General features: G+C 65.7%; 14 protein-coding genes. 6 read left to right on the top strand and 8 right to left on the bottom strand.

Going from position 1 to position 18,630, the window contains the following annotated elements; translation table 11 throughout:
• Position 1: 1 nt before the first annotated feature.
• Complete coding sequence (locus ECTOBSL9_RS07500) at positions 2–2,545, bottom strand: protein kinase (RefSeq protein ID WP_063464538.1); 2,544 nt, start codon at positions 2,543–2,545, stop codon at positions 2–4.
• A gap of 253 nt (positions 2,546–2,798) precedes the next feature.
• Here ECTOBSL9_RS07500 and ECTOBSL9_RS07495 point away from each other — a divergent pair, with 253 nt between their 5' ends.
• The gene (locus ECTOBSL9_RS07495; RefSeq protein ID WP_063464537.1) at positions 2,799–3,785 is read left to right on the top strand and encodes a glutathione S-transferase family protein; all 987 of its coding nucleotides are present in this window, start codon (positions 2,799–2,801) and stop codon (positions 3,783–3,785) included.
• On the opposite strand, the gene msrB is transcribed toward ECTOBSL9_RS07495, so the two are convergent.
• A complete protein-coding gene (gene msrB, locus ECTOBSL9_RS07490) occupies positions 3,718–4,146 on the bottom strand; it encodes a peptide-methionine (R)-S-oxide reductase MsrB (protein WP_063464536.1) in 429 nt (142 codons plus the stop codon). The two genes, ECTOBSL9_RS07495 and msrB, sit on opposite strands and share 68 nt — an antisense overlap.
• A gap of 163 nt (positions 4,147–4,309) precedes the next feature.
• On the opposite strand from msrB, the gene ECTOBSL9_RS07485 reads away from it, so the two are divergent.
• Genes ECTOBSL9_RS07485 through ECTOBSL9_RS07475 form a run of 3 tightly spaced genes read left to right on the top strand, consistent with a single transcriptional unit; the run spans position 4,310 to position 8,964 of the window.
• Positions 4,310–5,383: an EAL domain-containing protein gene (locus ECTOBSL9_RS07485; RefSeq protein ID WP_063464535.1), complete on the top strand. Its 1,074-nt coding sequence runs from the start codon at positions 4,310–4,312 to the stop codon at positions 5,381–5,383.
• A gap of 39 nt (positions 5,384–5,422) precedes the next feature.
• The gene (locus ECTOBSL9_RS07480) at positions 5,423–6,796 is read left to right on the top strand and encodes a glycoside hydrolase 100 family protein (RefSeq protein ID WP_063464534.1); all 1,374 of its coding nucleotides are present in this window, start codon (positions 5,423–5,425) and stop codon (positions 6,794–6,796) included.
• Positions 6,793–8,964 carry an HAD-IIB family hydrolase gene (locus tag ECTOBSL9_RS07475; RefSeq protein ID WP_063464533.1) on the top strand — a complete coding sequence of 724 codons (2,172 nt, stop codon included), beginning with the start codon at positions 6,793–6,795 and terminating at the stop codon, positions 8,962–8,964. The genes ECTOBSL9_RS07480 and ECTOBSL9_RS07475 overlap by 4 nt, the downstream gene beginning before the upstream one ends.
• Positions 8,965–9,071: 107 nt before the next feature.
• Here the strand turns inward: ECTOBSL9_RS07475 and ECTOBSL9_RS07470 are convergent, their stop codons facing one another.
• On the bottom strand, positions 9,072–10,970 hold the full coding sequence (locus ECTOBSL9_RS07470; RefSeq protein WP_063464532.1) for an ATP-binding cassette domain-containing protein: 1,899 nt from the start codon (positions 10,968–10,970) through the stop codon (positions 9,072–9,074).
• Between the two features lie 195 nt (positions 10,971–11,165).
• On the opposite strand from ECTOBSL9_RS07470, the gene ECTOBSL9_RS07465 reads away from it, so the two are divergent.
• Entirely contained in the window at positions 11,166–12,113 is a 948-nt protein-coding gene (locus ECTOBSL9_RS07465) for a GGDEF domain-containing protein (protein WP_063466075.1), read from the top strand.
• 14 nt (positions 12,114–12,127) lie between these two features.
• On the opposite strand, the gene ECTOBSL9_RS07460 is transcribed toward ECTOBSL9_RS07465, so the two are convergent.
• The 3 genes from ECTOBSL9_RS07460 to ECTOBSL9_RS07450 all read right to left on the bottom strand — a co-directional run bounded on the left by ECTOBSL9_RS07460 (position 12,128) and on the right by ECTOBSL9_RS07450 (position 16,049).
• Complete coding sequence (locus tag ECTOBSL9_RS07460; protein ID WP_082829807.1) at positions 12,128–13,342, bottom strand: TraB/GumN family protein; 1,215 nt, start codon at positions 13,340–13,342, stop codon at positions 12,128–12,130.
• A 71-nt stretch (positions 13,343–13,413) separates the two neighbouring features.
• Positions 13,414–14,565: a hypothetical protein gene (locus tag ECTOBSL9_RS07455; protein WP_063464531.1), complete on the bottom strand. Its 1,152-nt coding sequence runs from the start codon at positions 14,563–14,565 to the stop codon at positions 13,414–13,416.
• The gene (locus ECTOBSL9_RS07450) at positions 14,562–16,049 is read right to left on the bottom strand and encodes an adenylate/guanylate cyclase domain-containing protein (protein ID WP_063464530.1); all 1,488 of its coding nucleotides are present in this window, start codon (positions 16,047–16,049) and stop codon (positions 14,562–14,564) included. Before ECTOBSL9_RS07450 ends, ECTOBSL9_RS07455 begins: the two co-directional genes overlap by 4 nt.
• 185 nt (positions 16,050–16,234) lie before the next feature.
• On the opposite strand from ECTOBSL9_RS07450, the gene ECTOBSL9_RS07445 reads away from it, so the two are divergent.
• Entirely contained in the window at positions 16,235–17,173 is a 939-nt protein-coding gene (locus tag ECTOBSL9_RS07445; RefSeq protein WP_063466073.1) for a hydrogen peroxide-inducible genes activator, read from the top strand.
• Here the strand turns inward: ECTOBSL9_RS07445 and ECTOBSL9_RS07440 are convergent.
• Both ECTOBSL9_RS07440 and ECTOBSL9_RS07435 read right to left on the bottom strand, forming a co-directional pair.
• Positions 17,165–18,085: a pentapeptide repeat-containing protein gene (locus ECTOBSL9_RS07440; protein ID WP_063464529.1), complete on the bottom strand. Its 921-nt coding sequence runs from the start codon at positions 18,083–18,085 to the stop codon at positions 17,165–17,167. The two genes, ECTOBSL9_RS07445 and ECTOBSL9_RS07440, sit on opposite strands and share 9 nt — an antisense overlap.
• Positions 18,086–18,105: 20 nt before the next feature.
• Complete coding sequence (locus ECTOBSL9_RS07435) at positions 18,106–18,621, bottom strand: Slp family lipoprotein (RefSeq protein ID WP_063466072.1); 516 nt, start codon at positions 18,619–18,621, stop codon at positions 18,106–18,108.
• Between the last annotated feature and the right edge of the window lie 9 nt (positions 18,622–18,630).

The following is an 18,630-nucleotide window of genomic DNA, read 5'->3' as shown; positions in this document are numbered from 1 at the left end:
CTCAATCATCATGATAATAATCCGATGCCGCCCCACTGAACTGCCCCGGCCGGGGCATGCGCCGGAAGGCTTCGATGCAGCCGCGCAGGGCCCGGGCCATCTCGCCGCCGGTCTGGTAACGCTTGGCCGGGTCCTTCTGCAGGCTCTTGGTGACGATCACCCCCACCAAGGGGCCCAGTTCCGGGCGCAGGTCGGTGATCTCCGCAGGATGGGTCTGGGTGATCTGGTACACCAGACCGGCCATGGTCTCGGCGGTGAAGGGCAACCGGCCGCTGAGCATCTGGTAGAGCATCACGCCCAGGGAGAACAGATCGGTACGACTGTCCACCGGCTTGCCGGCCACCTGCTCCGGCGACATGAAGGCCGGCGTGCCCAGGATGGTGCCGGTGCGGGTCTTGTTGTGGTCGGTCACGCTGGCGATGCCGAAGTCCGTGATCTTCACCAGGCCCTTGCCCTGGTCGTAGATTACATTGGCCGGCTTGATGTCCCGGTGGATCACCTCCTGCTGATGGGCATAGTCCAGGGCATCGGCCACCTGGGCGCAGACCTCCAGCACCTCGGTGATGGGCAGCAGGGTCAGGGGCTGGGTGAATTGATCCAGGGGCACCCCCTGCAGGTAGTCCATGGCGATGAAGGCCAGGTCGTGCTCCTCGCCCACATCGTAGACGGTGACGATATTGCGATGATTGAGTCGACCGGAGGCCTCGGCCTCCCGGAAAAACCGCCATTTGGCCTGTTCCAGGAGTTCCGGCTCGAACTCCCGGTTCAGGGCCAGGGTCTTGATGGCCACCTTGCGCTGGATATGCGGGTCCACCCCCAGATAGACGATGCCCATGGAGCCCCGCCCCAGCTGGCGCTCCACGTTGTAACGCCCGATCATGGGCTTTTCCAGGCTGTCGTCACCCACGGCCAGCTCCTTGCCGCCGCCCACGCGCTGCATCTCCCCCAGCCGGGGCTGGCGACTGCCCACGAAGGGCTTGAGCCGCTCCAGGCGCTGGGTGGTGTCGCGAAAATCCGGATGCCGCGAGTGCAGGAAACGGAACACCTCCACGGCGCGCCCGTACTGGCGACGGCGCTCCAAGTCGCGCCCCAGTTGATAGACCTGGGCAAACAGGGTGTCGCTGTCCAGCCGACAGTGGGTATAGGCCTCGAAGGCCGGCTCCAGGTGCCCCTGGCCCTGCTGGCCGATGCCCAGCTGCAACCAGGCCTCGGAGGCCTCGCGGCGGTCTGCCTCCAGGCGCTCCAGCAGCCAGACTCGCAACGCCAGCAACGGATGCCCCAGGGCAATCACCAGGGCCGGCAGCACCACAGGCAGCCACCATTGCAGGACCAGCACCAGCCCCATGGACAGGTTCAGCAGCACGAACACGGTCACACCACTGACCAATGCCCCCGTGGTGGACAGGTGCAGCCGCGCAGGCAGCCACAGCAGATACAGGGCCGCCAGGATGATCAGCAGGCGCTCGGCCCCATGGAACCAACCGCCCATGCCCACCCGATGCCCCTCCAGCAGGGCGGCCGTGGTCCAGGCACTCCATGTGGCCTGGGGCAGGGTGAGCCCGGCGTGGGACATGAGAGGCTGACCCGTGCCCTCTGCCATACCCAGGATCACCGCGCGACCCTGGATCTGCCTGTTGCCCAGATCCCCGGCCATGAGGGTGTCCAGGGGGTGGGCATCCACCTGCCGCCCGCGCGGATCACTCCGGGGCGGAATCACGCCCAGACCGCGGTCCGGCCCCAGGGTGATCCGGGTCTCCCCCAGGCGCACGCCGCGGCCCGGTTCCACGATAATCTCATCCGGGGCGGCGCCCCGGACCGCGGCCGCCAGCGGCAGGGCAAAACCGGCCAGATAGCCCTCCCCTACCGGCACGACCCCAGGGGCCAGGGGACGGGGACGATCCGGCGTGGCGGTGGCGGCGGGCAGGCCGGCAGTTGCCAGGGCCTGGGTGGGCCAGTGCACGGTGAGATGGCGACCGGGTGGCTCGGCGGGTCGAAACAGGGGACGGAAGACGGCCCAGTCGTACCAGGCTCTCGCCGAGCGATCCACATTCACAAGGGCATCGGGATGAGGCACCGAGGCCGGCCCGGCACCCATGGCCAGCGGCGCGGCCAGCACGCTGCGGCCCTGTCCCGCCAGGGCCTGGGCCAGGCGATCATCGGTATCCAGTTCACGGCGCCAGGACTCGGCCACCTCAGGCCCCAGAGAACTCCGGGCCTGGCCCAGCCAGGGCTCCAGGCGGGGCGGCGTATGGGGGTGATCCAGGGGCAGATGCAGGCCGATGGCCGCCGCTCCCATGGCATCCAGGCGCTCCACGGCGCGGGCCAGCCGGGCCCGATCCAGGGCCTGAGCGGCGTCGTGAATCTCGATCAGGGTGACCGGCACACCGGGGCGCATGTCCGGCACCAGCCGGGTGGCCAGACTGCGCAGACCTTCATCCAGGGGGCGCAGGGCGTCACTGAAGCTGCCCGCCAGCACAGCCAGCAGCAACGCGCCAATCAGGCCAGTGGGGCCGAGAATCGCCTTGCGCAGCGTCGGAAAGGACAATGCCGGATCTCCTGTGCATTCGCCCTCGTTTTACCAGAAAATCAGAGGCAAAGCCCGCCCGCCACGCAGCGGGAGGCGAAAGGTGAACGATTGTTGCTGCATCCCGGTCCCATGGGATAACTCTCATGCATCGCGGTGGTGAGCCACCCCCGATGATGAAAGATACTTTCCAGGCCCCTCTCCCCCGGGGGAGAGGGGCGTGTTTATAGCTGAATCCGGGTTCTTTCACGTTACTATTGCTCAGGGAGGCATCATGAGTCTGCTCATCAAGGGTCAGTTGCGCAGCGACTGGCTGGCCGCAGAGACCGAGGATGGCGATTTCATCCGCCAGGATTCCCAGTTCCGCCACTGGATCACCCCGGACGGGGCCCCCGGGCCCAGCGGCGAGGGGGGCTTCCCCGCCGAACCGGACCGCTATCATCTGTACGTTTGCCTGGCCTGCCCCTGGGCCCATCGCACCCTGATCTTCCGGGCCCTGAAGGGGCTGGAAAACCTGATCAGCGTGTCGGTGGTGAATCCTTACATGCTGGATGGGGGCTGGAACTTCCAACCCTATCCGGGCAGCACGCCCGACCATGTGAACGGCTTTGAATTCCTCCATCAGGCCTACACCCTGGCCGAACCGGAATACACCGGCATCATCACCGTGCCCACCCTCTGGGACAAGAAGCGGCGCACCATCGTCAACAACGAATCGGCGGAGATCATCCGCATGTTCAACAGCGCCTTCGACGCCTTCATCGACCGGCGCACGGACTATTACCCCGAAGACCTGCGCGGGGAGATCGACCGGGTCAACGAGCGCATCTACGAGAACCTGAACAACGGCGTTTACCGCTGCGGTTTTGCCACCGAGCAGTCCGCCTACGAGCGGGCCTACAACAGGCTGTTCGACACCCTGGACTGGGTGGAGGATCGCCTCAGCCGCCAGCCCTATCTGGCCGGTGACCGGATCACCGAGGCGGACTGGCGGCTGTTTACCACCCTGGTACGTTTCGACGCCGTGTACTACAGCCACTTCAAGTGCAATCGCCGACGCATCATCGACTACCCCCACCTATGGGAATACACCCGCGCGCTGTATCAGGTGCCGGGCGTGGCCGCCACGGTGAACATGGACCACATCAAGACCCACTACTACGGCAGCCACGAGCACCTGAACCCCAGTGGCATCATCCCCTGTGGTCCGGATCTGGACTTTTCGCGCCCGACGGCTCGAAATCCAGGGCAGCGGAGTTGATGCAATAGCGCAGCCCGGTGGGATGGGGCCCGTCGTTGAACACGTGCCCCAGGTGGGCGTCACAGGAGGCACAGCGCACTTCCACCCGCTTCATCATCAGGCTGCGGTCGGTATGCTCGGTCACGGCCTGCTCATCCACCGGTTGCCAGTAACTGGGCCAGCCGCTGCCGGAGTCATATTTGTGATCACTGGAGAACAACGACGCGCCGCAGCAGATGCAGCGGTACAGGCCTGACGCCTTGTGGTCGTAATACTTCCCGGTGAAGGGCGGCTCGGTGCCCGCCTTGCGGGTCACCCGGTAGGCCTCCGGGCTGAGTTGCTCCCGCCACTGGGTATCGGTTTTGCTGGTCTTTTGCGTCATGAATCACCTCATGTTTTCAACGCTGACAACGGATCGGGTATGATCCCCCGGGAGTGGTAGCGGCTCGCGGCAGCACCGCGCGAGCCGGTGATGCCTTGGACCATGGCGGCTGGCAAAGGCTCCGGGAGAATACCGCTCGGGAGGACAAAAGGGGGTGAAGAGCATGACATGCAAAGATTGCCAGGTGATTGAACGCAGTCCCCAGGGACCGGGCAGCCTGTTCCTGGCACCCTTCCTTTCCCACACCCTCAAGGCCCTCCAGCAGCAACTGAGCGACCAGGGCATCCAGGCCCGGGAGGTGGATGCCGGGGTGCTGCAAGTGCCCGTGCCCACCGGCGGCCCCGGCGCCATGGACGCCACACTGCGCCGACACCTGAGCGAGGCGGAGATCACCGACTGCCGCGCCGTGTTCCTGGCCGAGGGCGAGGCCTTCACCCTGGCCACCCTGCCCCACACACAAAGCCTGATGACCCTGCTGGCCCGCGCCGGCAGCGGCTGGCTGGCCGACATGATCGAGGCCGAGCGTTTCATCTTTCACTTCCAGCCCATCGTCCACTGCCAGGACCCGGGGCGTATCTTCGCCCACGAATCCCTGGTGCGCGGCTACCTGTCCGACGAGGATCGAACCCTGATCTTCCCGGACCGGCTCTTTGGCCAGGCCCGTGCCTCCCAGATGATGTTCCAGCTGGATCGGGCGGCGCGCATCAACGCCATCCGCCAGGCCGTGGGACACGGCTTTGATGGGCGGGTGTTCATCAACTTCAACCCCACCACCATCTACGATCCCACCTATTGCCTGAAGACCACACTGAACGAGGTGGAGCGTCTGGGTGCCGACGCCAATCGACTGGTGTTCGAGGTGGTGGAGTCAGAAGAGGTCTCCGACTCGGGCCATCTGCGGCGTATCGTGGATTTCTATCGGAGCGCGGGTTTTCAGGTGGCCCTGGACGATCTGGGGGCCGGCTATGCCTCCCTGAACCTGCTCTCGGAACTGCGGCCCGATTACGTGAAATTCGACCGGGCCCTGGTGAGCCAGGTGGATCAGGACATCTTCAAGCAGAAGGTGCTCGCCAAACTCATCGAGATGGCCCACGACCTGGGTATCATGACCATTGCCGAAGGCGTGGAGGAAAAGGCCGAATGGCAGTGGCTCAAGGCCCATGCCGTGGACTATGTTCAGGGCTATCTTTTCGCCCGGCCGGGCTCCCCTCCGCCCCGACCGGTGGTGCCCACGTAAACCTCACTCCATGCCCCACACCACCGAGGATCATCGCGCTTGACCGACCCCATCAGCTCCGCCTACCGGCTGCTCGAGGCCTCCCTGGTGTATCACCGGGGTGATGTCGTGGGCACCATCGCCAGCCTCGACTCACACGCCCCTGCGGACAACTATTCCGACTGTTTCGTGCGCGACTTCGTCCCCTCCGGACTGGTGTTTCTTCTGGATGGCCGCAGCGACATCGTGCGCAACTTTCTCGCCATGGTGCTCAAGCTGCGGGACCAGCAGGAGGAGATGGAGGGCCACCGGGCCGTGGCCAAGGTGATGCCCGCCAGCTTCCGGGTGCTGTGCAATGAGCAGGGCGAGGAGGAGATCCACACCGACTTCGGCGATCGGGCCATCGGCCGGGTGGCCCCGGTGGATTCCATGATGTGGTGGCTGATCCTGCTGGTGGGCTATGAGCGCATCTCCGGGGATACTGCCTTCACCCGTTCCCGGGAGTGTCAGCGGGGCATCCGCATGATCCTCAACATCTGCCTGCAGGATCGCTTCGAGATCTTCCCCACCCTGCTGGTACCCGATGGTTCCTTCATGGTGGACCGGCGCATGGGGGTATATGGCCACCCCCTGGAAATCCAGTCGCTGTTCTTCGGCGCCCTGCGGGCCGCGCTGGCCATGCTGGACGACACCGACCCGGACAACCAGGGCGTGCGTGAGCAATCCGCCAAGCGTCTGGAACAATTGGTGGAGTATGTGCGTCATTATTACTGGCTGGATGAGGATCGGCTCAACCGCATCCACCGCTTCCGTACCGAGATCTTCGGCTACGACTCGGAAAACGCCCTCAATATCCATCCGGAGAGCATCCCCGACTGGGTGAGCGACTGGCTGCCCCTGGATGCGGGTTATCTGGTGGGCAATCTGGGGCCGGGGCGCATGGATTTTCGCTTCTTTGCCCTGGGCAACCTGCTGGCGGTGCTGTTCGGGCTGGCCGACGAGTCGCAGTCAAAGCGGTTGATGCATCTGTATGACCAGCGCTGGGACGACCTCATGGGCATGATGCCCGTGAAGCTGTGCTTTCCCGCCATGCAGGGCGAGGAATGGCGCCTGAAAACCGGGTCGGACCCGAAGAACATCCCCTGGTCATACCACAACGGCGGTAACTGGCCGGCCCTGCTCTGGGCCTTCACGGCGGCGGCGCTGCATGCCGGCCGCGGCGACCTGGCCCTGCGGGCCCGGGAGGTGGCCACTGAACGCCTGGCCGCCAACGGCTGGCCCGAGTATTACGATGGTCGCAATGGGCGCCTGATCGGCCGTCGCGCCAATTACAACCAGACCTGGTCCGCCACCGCGCTGATCCTCACCCACAAGTTCATCGAAGATCCGTCCACCCTGGACGTATTGAGTCTGAAGGGATTTGAGAAGGCATGAAAAAGACCCAAAGCAAGGCAACCCATGGCGAGGGTTTGTACATCGTTCTGGTGAGCATCCACGGCCTTGTGCGTGGGGAGAACCTGGAACTGGGCCGGGACGCGGATACCGGCGGTCAGATCAAGTATGTGGTGGAAATGGCCCGGGCCCTGGGCGGGCACCCGGAGGTGGGCCGGGTGGATCTGCTCACCCGCCGGGTGGTGGATAGCCGGGTCTCGGATGACTACGCTCAGCCGGAGGAGGATCTGGGCGAAGGCGTGCGCATCGTCCGTCTGGACTGCGGCCCGCGGCGCTACCTGCGCAAGGAGAAGCTCTGGCCCTATCTGGACTGCTTTGCCGACAACGCCATCAAGCACATCCGCAGCGTGGGTCTGTTGCCGGACGTGGTGCACGGCCACTACGCCGATGCCGGCCATGTGGCGGTGCGGGTGGCCAACCTGATGGGCGTGCCCCTGGTGCAGACCGGGCACTCCCTGGGCCGGGTCAAGCGTGACCGGCTGCTGGCCAAGGGGGCCAGCGAGAAGGAGATTGAATCCCGCTACAGCATCAGCCGGCGCATCGAGGCCGAGGAAGAGGCGCTGGGCAACGCCTACATGGTGATCGCCAGCACCCAGCAGGAGGTGGAGGAGCAGTATGCCTCCTACGATCACTACCAGCCCGAGCGCATGGTGGTGATCCCACCGGGTACCGATCTGCGGCGTTTTCATCCTCCCAAGGCCCGCTCACCGCGACCGCCCATTTACAAGACCCTGGCCCGGTTCCTGAAAAAGCCGGACAAGCCCATGGTCCTGGCCCTGTCACGCCCCGACGAGCGCAAGAACATCCCCACCCTGGTGAAGGCCTTCGCCGAGCACCCGGAGTTGCGGGAACTGGCCAACCTGGTGATCGTCGCCGGCAACCGGGACAGCATCCGCGAACTGGACCGCGGCGCCCGGGACGTACTCACCGAAGTACTCATGCTCATCGACGATCACGACCTGTACGGTTCGGTGGCCTATCCCAAGCACCACAGCGCCGATGACGTGCCGGACCTGTACCGCCTGGTCACCCGCACCCGCGGTGTCTTCGTGAATCCGGCGCTGACCGAGCCCTTTGGTCTGACCCTGATCGAGGCCTCCGCCAGCGGCGCGCCCTTTGTGGCCACCGATGATGGCGGCCCCCGGGACATTCTGCGCTACTGCCAGAATGGGGTGCTGGTGGACCCCCTGGACGCGGCCGGCATGAGCCAGGCCATCTTCGACATCCTCAGCGATGCCGGGCGCTGGAAGAAGCTCTCGGATCGCGGTCTCAAGGGGGTGCGCAAGCACTATGCCTGGGAGGGCCATGCCCAGAACTATGTCAAGCGCATCAAGAGCCTGCGCCGCGAGGCCAGCCGCAGCCGTCGGGGCCAGCAGCGCCTGTCCGGCAAGCTGGCCAAGGCCGATCGGGCCCTGATCTCGGATATCGACAACACCCTGCTCGGGGACAAGGCCGGGCTGCGCGCCATGCTGCACCGACTCAAGGACGAAGGTCGCGACGTGGCCTTCGGTATTGCCACCGGCCGGCGCCTGGATTCGGCCATCGACATCCTCAAGGAATGGGGCGTACCCACGCCGGACCTGATGATCACCTCGGTGGGCTCGGAGATCCACTACGGCCCGGAGATGACCAAGGACGAGGGCTGGGCCCGGCACATCGATTACCGCTGGCAACCGGAGGCGCTGCGAGACGCCCTGCTGGAACTGCCGGGCATCAAGTTGCAGCCCCAGGTGGATCAGCGCCGCCACAAGATCAGTTTCTTCGTGGACCCAGGCAAGGCACCGACCATGAAGGAGATCGACCGCCTGCTGCACCAGAAGGATCTGCACGCCAACATCATCTACTCTCACGACCACTATCTGGACCTGCTGCCGGTGCGGGCATCCAAGGGGTTCGCGGTGCGGTACTTCGCAGACAAGTGGGGCATCCCCCTGGAGCGGGTGCTGGTGGCCGGGGATTCGGGCAACGATGAGGACATGTTGCGCGGCAGCACCCTGGGGGTGGTGGTGGGCAATCACCAGCAGGAGCTGGAGAAGCTGTACGGCTTCAAGCGGGTGTATTTCTCCGATGCCACCCATGCCGGCGGGATCGCCGAGGCCTTTGACCACTATCAGTTCTTTGGCCGCTGCGGGGTGCCTGAGGAGGACTGAGGTGGCGCACGCCTCCCTGGCACATCGTGCCCGCCGCTCCCCTCTCCCCTCTAGCCCCTCTCCCCTCTGGGGAGAGGGGTTGGGGTGAGGGGAAACGGAGCCCTCTCTCAATCAGCCTGCTCCAGCGCCTCACAGGCCTCCATCCACTGCCCCTCCACATCCTCCAGGTCCCGATTGATCTGGGCCTGGCGCCCCAGCAGTTCCTGGAGCCTGGCCTTCCCGTCGGCCTCGTACAGGCTGGGGTCGGCCAGTTCAGCCTCCAGAGAGGCACGTTCTGCTTCCAGCCGGGCATGGGCCTTTTCCAGCCTGGCCACCTTGTCCCTCAACGGCTTCTGCCGGCGCCGCTGCTCGGCCTCGTCCCGGCGCCTGGCCTTGCGCGAGGCGGCGCTCTGCTCTCCCACGTCCCGGTTCATATCCCGGGCGGCCTCGGCGGCCTTCTCACGGGCCGCCAGCCAGGCCCGGTAATCCTCCAGGTCGCCATCGAATTCCACCGCCTGCCCATCCGCCACCAGCAGCAGTTCATCGCAGACGCTGCGCAGCATGTGGCGATCGTGGGACACCAGCACCAGCGCCCCCTCGAATCCCTGCAATGCCTGCTCCAGGGCATGACGCATGTCCATGTCCAGGTGATTGGTGGGTTCGTCCAGCAGCAACAGATTGGGGCGCTGGTACACCAGCAGTCCCAACACCAGCCGGGCCTTCTCCCCGCCGGAGAACGGGCCTACCGGGGCCAGGGCCTGATCCCCATGAAAACCAAAGCCCCCCAGAAAATCCCGTAACTCCTGCTCCCGGGCCTTCTCGTCCAGGCGCTGCAGATGCAGCAGCGCACTGGCCTGGCTGTCCAGTTGCTCCAACTGGTGCTGGGCGAAATAGCCCACTTTCAGGTCCGGTGCCGGCTCCCGGTCGCCGGCCAGCGGCATCAGGGTCCCGGCCATGAGCCGGATCAGGGTGGATTTGCCGGCGCCGTTGGGGCCGAGCAGGCCCAGACGCTCACCCGGGTGCAGGGACAGTTCAACCCTCTGAAGCACCGCCGGCTCGCCGTAACCGGCGTTCACATCATCCAGCTTGAGCAGCGGATCAGGAAGCCGATGCGGGGCCCGGAAGCTGAAATGGAACGGGGAATCCGCATGGGCCGGGGCCACCCGGGTCATGCGCTCCAGGGCCTTGAGGCGACTCTGGGCCTGGCGGGCCTTGGTGGCCTTGGCCCGGAAGCGCTCCACGAAGCGCTCCATGTGGGCGATCTCCCGCTGCTGACGCTCGTGCTGGGATTGCTGCTGCGCCAGGGCCTCGGCGCGGGTCTGTTCAAAGGCAGAGTAGTTACCGGTGTAGAGGGTCATGCCCCCCCGTTCGATATGGGCCACATGGGTGACCACCCGGTCGAGAAAGTCCCGGTCGTGGGAGATGAGCAGCAGGGTCCCCGGATAACCACCCAGCCACTGCTCCAGCCAGAGCACCGCTTCCAGATCCAGGTGGTTGGTGGGCTCGTCCAGCAGCAGCAGGTCGGAGCGGCACATCAGGGCCTTGGCCAGGTTCAGGCGCATGCGCCAGCCACCGGAGAACGAGGCCATGGGGGCCACTTCCTGCCCCGGCTTGAATCCCAGGCCGTGCAGCAGGCGCCCGGCCCGGCTCTCGGCAGTCCAGGCGTCGATGGCATCCAGCCGGGCATGCAGTTCCCCCAGACGGCTGCCATCCTGGGCGGCCTCCGCCTCGGCCACGGCGGCCTGCAGGCGGCGCAGTTCTTCATCCCCGTCCATCACGTAGTCCAGGGCAGAGCGCTCGCTGGCCTCCACCTCCTGGGCCACGTGGGCGATCACCCAGTCCGACGGCAGGGAGCACTCCCCCTGATCGGACCCCAGTTCCCCCTGCAGCAGGGCAAACAGGCTGGATTTACCGGTGCCATTGGCACCCGTGAGGCCCACCCGCCAGCCGGGATGGATGGTGAGATCGGCATCCTCGAAAAGGACCTTGGTGCCACGGCGCAGGGTGAGATGATCGAATCGAAGCATGGTGGCGGAGTTTATCAGTCCGGGTCCCCTACCGGCATCACGGGATTCTGACGCCCGGCGGCAAACCGCTGCAGCCCGAGGCGCCGAATTTCCGGCACCACCGAAGAAGAAACATGCACTTCATTGTTTCAAATGAAGTTATTTTCATGGCACAAAAATCGCATCAAGCAGGTCAAACACAGCCGAGACCCTGTCATGCGACACGTGATCCGCCCCATGCTGGAACAGGCCAATAATGGCGACAACACCCTGATGGCCAGCCCGCAACTGCTGCAGGGCGGCCTGGCCCAGTCCGCACGTCACACCCCCGGCGTACCGGCCATCACCCCGGCAATGATGCTGCATCGGCTACAGACCACCCTGGATCTGGAAGAACTGCTGGAGATCTTCTCCAACGCCCTGGCCGGCATGGTGCCCCATGACGGCCTGACCTTCGACCACCCCGACATGGGCATCCATATCAGCCAGGGCCGCCTCTCCCGTCATGTGTGCAGCTACAACCTCATGGTGGAGCGCACGGAGATCGGCCAGCTCCGGCTGCTGCGCGGGCGCAAGTTCAAGGAGCAGGAGCTCATCGCCCTGGAGGAGGCCCTGAGCATGCTCACCTACCCCCTGCGCAACGCCCTGCTCTACCGCCAGGCCCTCAACTCGGCCCAGACCGATCCGCTCACCGGACTCCTGAACCGGGCTTCCATGGCCCGCATGCTGGACCGGGAGCTGGCCATGGCCACACGCTCGGGACGGCAGGTGTGCATGCTCGTGGTGGACGTGGACTTTTTCAAGCAGGTGAACGACACCCACGGCCATCAGGCCGGTGATCACGTGCTGGTGGCCGTGGCGGAGCGGCTCAGGGCCCTCACCCGCAGGAGCGACATGGTGTTCCGTTACGGTGGCGAGGAGTTCGTGATCGTGATCAGCGAAACCGATGCCGAGTCGGCTGCCACGGCGGCAGAGCGCGTTCAGGAGGTCATCCGCAGCGCCCCCCATACGCTGGATGCGGGCGAGCAGATCCGGATCACCGCCAGCATTGGCGTGGCCATGCAGCGCCCCGGGGATAGCCCGGCCAGCCTGTTCAAGCGGGCCGATCAGGCCATGTACCGGGCCAAGAATACCGGCCGCGACCGGATCGAATGGGAAGACTGAAGTCCTCGCCGGGCTCAGCTGCCCAGCAGGCGCTCAGCGATCCTGAAACCGGCCGCATAGGTACCGATGGCCGAACCCAGGGTGGTCAGGATGAACACCAGCAAGACCCGGGACACCCGGTTCTGCCACCACCCCCGCAGACGTGCCGTATCCCGACGCAGGCGGGAGAAATCCCCCACTGTGGGCTTGCGCAGCCAGGTTTCCATGGCAGCGGCCACGAACCCCACCCCGATGGTGGGATTGAGTGACGTCAGGGGGGCGGCCAGCGCGGCAGTCACCACCGTTAATGGATGGGCCGAGGCAATGATGGCCCCCAGGCCGGCCAGCCCCCCATTGATCAACACCCAGTCAGTCACCAGCTGCCAGCCCAGATCCGGGTTGCGGCTGAAACCGATGGCGAAACCGGTCAGGATCAGGGCCACGATCAACCAGGGGATCAGCTTGGGCCAGCGGGCCGGCGGCGGCTCCTGGTCCAGCCGCTCCACCACCTGGGCCGGCGGCTCCCCTCCCTGCTGCTGAAGGGCCTCGCGGATGCCGGCCAGGTGCCCGGCGCCCACCACCGCCAGGATATGCCGATAGTCCTTGTTGGCGGCCTCCTGACGCAGGCGGGCGGCCATGTAGTGATCCCGCTCCTGGATCAATGGCTCATACAGGGCCCGGGATTCCTCGGCAAACTGGGTGAAGGTGGATTCGAGCATGTCGCCGCTCTTGAGGCGTTCGATCTCCGCCTCGGTGACCTGTTCGCGACTCATGACGCCGGCCATCAGACCACCGAACAGGTTCATGCGTCGCCACCAGGGCACGTTGCGGTAGCAGCGTTTGAGAGTGGTGCCTACTTCCCGGTCGATGAGCAGTACCGGCAGGTGGGCGTCGCGGGCCTCGTTGATGGCGGCGCGCATCTCGGCCCCGGGCTCGATACCAAACTGCTCTGCCAGGCGCTGCTGGTAGGCCCCCAGGGCCAGGCTGGCCGTGACCATGGGCACCTTGCCCTGGCGCAGCACCTGGAACAGGTTCATGCGGGACAGGTCATCGGGACGAACGATGGCATTGTGCCGGCTGGGACAAAGCTCCACGGCCACGGCGTCGTAATCGCCGCTGCGCAGCAATTGGCTCACCGTATCGGCAGACACCTGGGACACATGGGCCGTGCCCAGCACGGTGATGCGGGTGCCATCCAGTTCAGTATGAAAACGGGGATCTTCCGAATGCGGGGTCTGCTGAGAGTCCATGGGGTGTCCAGAGGGGTACGGCGGTTCTGATGAAAGACCGCAACCTTAGCAGGCGCGCGGGTCCCTGTCTGCTATTGCTCTTCGGCCTCAACCTCAGCCTCGTCTTCCGGTTCCGACTCCCCGGCCTCCGGGGTCGATTCAGGTAGCAGCGCGGGCTCCCCCTCCAGGCCACGCAGGGACTCCAGCACCCGCTCCGCGCGCTGCACATGGGCCTGAAGCTCCGCATGGTTGGGGCGCAGATCCAGCAGTTCACGCCAGGTTTCCACCGCCTGTTCAATCTCTCCGTCCAGGTACTGGCGCCGCCCCTCCTCCAGGCCCAGGGTGATGCGGGTATCGATGGCCTGATCCAGCTCCCGCTGCAGGCGCGGCAGGGATTCATCCCGGGGGCGCGTGCGCTCCAGCCCCTTGAGGTGTCGGCTGGCGGCATTCAGATCGCCTGCCTGCATGGCCTCGTGATAGTGATCGAACAATTCCCGTGAGCGGGCCTCCCAGGCCGCCTGGCGACGGGCATGGTCGGCCTGGCGCTGGGCTGCCTGGACCTGCGCCTTGGCGTTTTGGGCCGAGTTGAGCATCTCCAGGGTGTCCTCCGTGGGCCTCAGGGCCTGGGAGAGGCTCAGGGCGTCCACGGCCAGGCGCAGCTCCTTCGCCTCCAGGGCCAGGCCACCCAGTTTTTGCAGATCCTGCGCCACTTCCAGGGAGTCCTGGCGGATGCGCCCCAGCTCCCGTGCCGCCTGTGTGTCCTCGGGATCCACCCTCGCCAGTTCCGCGTAGATGGGCCGCAAGGCGGCCAGGGAGCGCCCGCGGGCCAGCAGCAGGCGCACCTGCAGGTCGGTGAGGCGCCCTTCATGCTGCACCCGGGCCGTCTCCCGCGCCGCCTGCAGGGGGGCGCTGTCCGGCAGCATGGCCAGCCCCCGATCATAGACCCCCAGGGCGTCCAGCCACTGCTCGCGCCGCAGCAGGGCCGCTGCCTGCATCAAGATGGCCTGCTCCAGATGCCCGGTCATCCGTTCCAGCCATGCCTCCCGGGCCTCCATCTGCTGTGTGCGCTCATCCGCGGGCAGCTCTGCCAGCAGGCCCTGGGCACGCTGGTATTCGTGGGCCTTGAAGGCCGCATCCACCTTCTGGGCCAGGGTTGTGGTCTCCACCTTCAGCGGGGCACAACCGCCCAGCACCAGCAGGCCCAACAACAGCAGGACAGCCCAGGGTCGCGCCAGACGCCTCATGTGATCCGCTCCTTGCACAGCAGCCGCTCGATCTGTCGGTCCATCGCTCCCCGATACAGGTCACTCAGGTCGTGCACCTGGCAGGTGGCCACGGGCTGTGACTTGCCGCGGATGGCAATGGAGCGGTAGGGCTGCCCCCGTACCCGCCAGCGGATGTCCGGGTCCTCGAACAACGCCTCGCAGATCAATACCTGACCGGGCTCGGCGGCGGTCATCAGGCGCGAAGCCAGGTTCACCGCATCCCCCACCACCGTATATTGCATGCGATCCTCGGCCCCCATGTTGCCTGCCATCATGGGGCCGCTGTTGATCCCCACCCGGAAACGGACGGGCTCTTGCCCGTCCATCTCCCGCACCTGGTTGAGCCGTGCCACCAGGTGCTGCAGCATGACGCCACTGGCGATGGCATGGAAGCGATGGTCCGGATCCTCATCGGTGACGCCAAACACCAGCATCACCCCGTCCCCCATGAACTTGTCGATGCTGCCCTGGTGCAGCCGGGCGATATGGCTGACATGGGTGAAGTACTCATTGAGCAGCCCCGCCACCTTGTCCGGGTCCATGGTCTCGGACATCCGCGTGAAACCGGCGATATCCGCGAACATCACCGAGGCCTCCACCTGCCGCCCCCCCAGTTTCACCCTGTCCAGGTTGCTCATGATCTCCCGGGCCACACCCGCCGACACATAGCGACTCAGGGCCCCCTCCACCTGGGATTTTTCCAGCAACCCCTGGGCCATGCGGTTGAAGGCCGACATGAGGTGACCAATTTCGTCCCGGCGCCCTTCCGGCAGACGATACCGGTACTCACCTTCGCCGATGGCGCGGGTGGCGTCCACCAGGCGATGCACCGGGCGGGACAGTCGCTGCCCCATGAGAAACGCCGCGGCGCCACCCAGTACGCTCATGAATACCGTGGTCAGGATGATGGCCTTGGCCGCGGCCCGGGTGCCGGTCTGCTGCGCCGAACGGCTCAGGGTGACCATGGCAGAGCCCAGGGTGATGTCCTGAAAGCGGATCTCTTCCCGGTAGGCAGTCGTCTCGGTATCGGAAAAGGCCAAGAAGGGGCCCCAAAAGGGGACAGACACCTTTTCGGACGAAAAGGTGTCTGTCCCCTTTTGGGGCGTATCTTCGGGGATCATGCCGGAGTGGGCCAGGCGTTCGCCGTCGCGGTCGAAGACGGCCGCGCCCAGCACGGCCTCGCTGCCGGCCAGGTTGGTGATGAGGGCATTGAGGGCCAGGCTGTCGTCGGCGAGCACCAGCTCCTTGGACGACTCTGCCAGCTGCATCACCATGGCCTGACCGAAGTCGTCCATCTGACTGCGCAGCAGGGCACTTTGCTGGTTGAGGATCACCACGCCCACCAGGGCCATGCAGGTGACGATCAGCACGCAGATGGTCAGACCAAGCTTGAAGGCAACAGGCACATGATCGGGCAGGAGTGCGGCCCATCCGCTCCGCAGCCTGTCGAGCAGGGATGCCATGTGTGGTCTCGCTGGATTGAATGTGGGCCCCGCCATCCGGAGGGGGGCGCAATTGTCTGGATCATAACACGCCGCCACGCCGCCCGGTCCTCGAACGCCCGGTGCGACCGATCCATCGCGATGGTCTCCCCCCGCATCCTTGAGTACACTCGAAACACCCGTCACCTCTGGATGAGATGCGACTGATGACCCTGACCGAACTTCGCTATATCGTCGCGGTGGCCCGCGAGCGGCATTTCGGCCGGGCCGCCGAAGGCTGCAATGTGAGCCAGCCCACCCTGAGTGTGGCGGTGAAAAAGCTGGAGGAGGAGCTTGGAGTGGCGCTCTTCGAGCGCAGCAAGACAGAGGTGAGCATCACCCCGGTGGGAGATCAGGTGGTGCGCCAGGCCCAGCGGGTGCTGGAAGAGGTGGACAGCCTGACCACCATTGCCCATCAGGGACGGGATCAGCTCTGCGGTCCCTTGCGCCTGGGGGCCATTCACACCATTGGGCCCTATCTGCTGCCCCATCTGGTGCCGGAGGTACACCGGCGCGCCCCCAAACTGCCCCTGATCATCGAGGAGAACTACACCGCCCGTCTGGCGGAGAGCCTCAGGCGGGGGGAACTGGATGCCATCATCGTGGCCACGCCCTTTGAGCAGCCCGGCGTGGTCACCCTGCCCCTTTACTCGGAGCCCTTCGTGGCCGTGTTACCGGCGGATCACCCCTTGAGCCGACGGCAGAAACTGGACATCAACGAACTGGCCCGGGAAACCCTGTTGCTGCTGGGCGCGGGGCATTGTTTCCGGGAGCAGGTGCTGCACTTCTGCCCGGACTGCCACGCCACCGTATCCTCGGGCAACAGCATCCAGCATACGGTGGAGGGCAGTTCCCTGGAGACCATCCGCCATATGGTGGTGACGGGCATGGGGGTCACCATCCTGCCCTGCTCGGCGGCGGGGGCGGATCGTTACGCCCAGCATCTGCTGTCCATCCGTCGCTTCCAGGACCCGGTGCCCACCCGCCAGGTGGCCCTGGCCTGGCGCACCAGCTTCCCGCGCCCCAAGGCCATCGAGGTGATCCGCCAGGCGATCCTTGAGACCCATGTACCCTGCCTGGAGATGGTCAGCGACCCCTCAGGGTGACTCGCAGGTGCCGATTGAGCCGGGAGCGCAGACGCGGCCATCGGTCCAGATGGTGCGACTGAGCAGGGTATCCGTGAGATCGGCATCATCCAGTCGGGCACCCCGCAGGTCGGCATGGCTCAGATCGGCGTCGTTGAGGCGGGTGCCGATGAGCACGGCCTCCTGGAGCACCGCACCGGTGAGCCGCGCCCCTTGCAGATCGGCCTGATCCAGACGGGCCCGCCGCAGGTCCGCGTAGCTCAGGTCGGCATTGGCAAGTCGCGCGCCCTCCAGCCGGGTACCGAGCAGATCCGTGTTGCTCAGGTTCGCACCGGTGAGATCCGCATCGCGCAGATCCATCCCCACCATGCGGCAATAACTCCAGTTGACCCCCGGCTCGGCCGGTGCCAGACAGTCCGCCAGCACATCCGGCTCCGGTCGCTCCATCACCAGTAACAGCGACAACAACAGGATCAGCAGTCCGGCAGCCAATCCGATCCAGAGCCGCGGCCCCTGGGGGAGAGGCCTGACAGGCTCTGGCGACTGCAGCAACTGCACGCGCTGGTAGCGATGACTGACCAGTTCAGGGGGCTCGGGTCGACGGCGATCTTCGGCCCGCTGATCCGCCTCGGAGGGCAATTCATCCGGATAGGGCCGGGCACGACGCTCGGGGGAGCGCTCGTCCTCGCGGCGCTTTGCCTGCAGCAGACGCTCGCGGCCCTCCGGGGTGTCGGTATCATAGAACTCCACCGGGATCAGGTGAGGCTGGGAGCGCACGGCGTACCAGCGTTGCCGGTCCAGACTGACCTCGTCGTCCATGCGCAGACGGCCCAGCAGCAGATAGCTGCGAATCAGCCTCTCCGGATAAGGTCCCCTCACCTCTCCACTGCGGCGGGTGAACCAGAGTTGATGCTCATTTTCCATAAGCTCCATGCACTCTGTCGCGAGGGTCTTTAGTTGCTCAGTATCACACCAATACCGATATTGAAGCGCGGCCGCGTGGTGGCCGGCTCGTCCTCCCGAGGCCACAGGTAATGATTGTCCACCCCCAGCACGGGATAGCGATAGGGGGTTTCACCCACCTGACCGGTCACCGTCTTTTCCAATGTGCCGGTGACGGTGAGCAGGCGACCGGGGCTGTAATCCACGCTTTCCAGGTAACCGGGCACGCGGGCCATGAAACGGCCCTGGGGCGTGCGTTCGGTCTGGGGGCGCTGCCGACGGTCCAGGGGGTAGGCCAGGATCTCCAGCTGGGTGGCCTCTTCCAGGTTGCGGGTGTTGACGATCATGCCCCCCCAGACCATCTGCTCCCCTGCGGCCCCCTCGTCGGACATGGCCACCCGTGAAGGAGTCAGCGCGGAGAGGGTGTCCTGGGTCTCGAACTGTGGCCCGGTGGCGCAGCCCACCAGCCCCAAAATCCCGAGCAGCGCCGCCAACACCCACCCTCGGCGACACGCGGGTCGTCGCATACGGGAGGT

The organism is Ectothiorhodospira sp. BSL-9 (assembly GCF_001632845.1).
In the GTDB taxonomy this organism is placed as follows: domain Bacteria; phylum Pseudomonadota; class Gammaproteobacteria; order Ectothiorhodospirales; family Ectothiorhodospiraceae; genus Ectothiorhodospira.
The sequence above is the reverse complement of the archived record's forward strand: the minus strand, read 5'-3'. Positions and strand labels throughout refer to the sequence as shown.

Excerpts from the sequence above, each read along its gene's own strand:
- ECTOBSL9_RS07495 (WP_063464537.1), top strand. The coding sequence starts at position 2,799 with ATGAGTCTGCTCATCAAGGGTCAGTTGCGCAGCGACTGGCTGGCCGCA.
- ECTOBSL9_RS07470 (WP_063464532.1), bottom strand. The coding sequence starts at position 10,970 with ATGCTTCGATTCGATCATCTCACCCTGCGCCGTGGCACCAAGGTCCTT.
- ECTOBSL9_RS07460 (WP_082829807.1), bottom strand. The coding sequence starts at position 13,342 with ATGGACTCTCAGCAGACCCCGCATTCGGAAGATCCCCGTTTTCATACT.
- ECTOBSL9_RS07475 (WP_063464533.1), top strand. The coding sequence starts at position 6,793 with ATGAAAAAGACCCAAAGCAAGGCAACCCATGGCGAGGGTTTGTACATC.
- ECTOBSL9_RS07440 (WP_063464529.1), bottom strand. The coding sequence starts at position 18,085 with ATGGAGCTTATGGAAAATGAGCATCAACTCTGGTTCACCCGCCGCAGT.
- ECTOBSL9_RS07450 (WP_063464530.1), bottom strand. The coding sequence starts at position 16,049 with ATGGCATCCCTGCTCGACAGGCTGCGGAGCGGATGGGCCGCACTCCTG.
- msrB (WP_063464536.1), bottom strand. The coding sequence starts at position 4,146 with ATGACGCAAAAGACCAGCAAAACCGATACCCAGTGGCGGGAGCAACTC.
- ECTOBSL9_RS07455 (WP_063464531.1), bottom strand. The coding sequence starts at position 14,565 with ATGAGGCGTCTGGCGCGACCCTGGGCTGTCCTGCTGTTGTTGGGCCTG.
- ECTOBSL9_RS07445 (WP_063466073.1), top strand. The coding sequence starts at position 16,235 with ATGACCCTGACCGAACTTCGCTATATCGTCGCGGTGGCCCGCGAGCGG.
- ECTOBSL9_RS07465 (WP_063466075.1), top strand. The coding sequence starts at position 11,166 with ATGCGACACGTGATCCGCCCCATGCTGGAACAGGCCAATAATGGCGAC.
- ECTOBSL9_RS07485 (WP_063464535.1), top strand. The coding sequence starts at position 4,310 with ATGACATGCAAAGATTGCCAGGTGATTGAACGCAGTCCCCAGGGACCG.
- ECTOBSL9_RS07435 (WP_063466072.1), bottom strand. The coding sequence starts at position 18,621 with ATGCGACGACCCGCGTGTCGCCGAGGGTGGGTGTTGGCGGCGCTGCTC.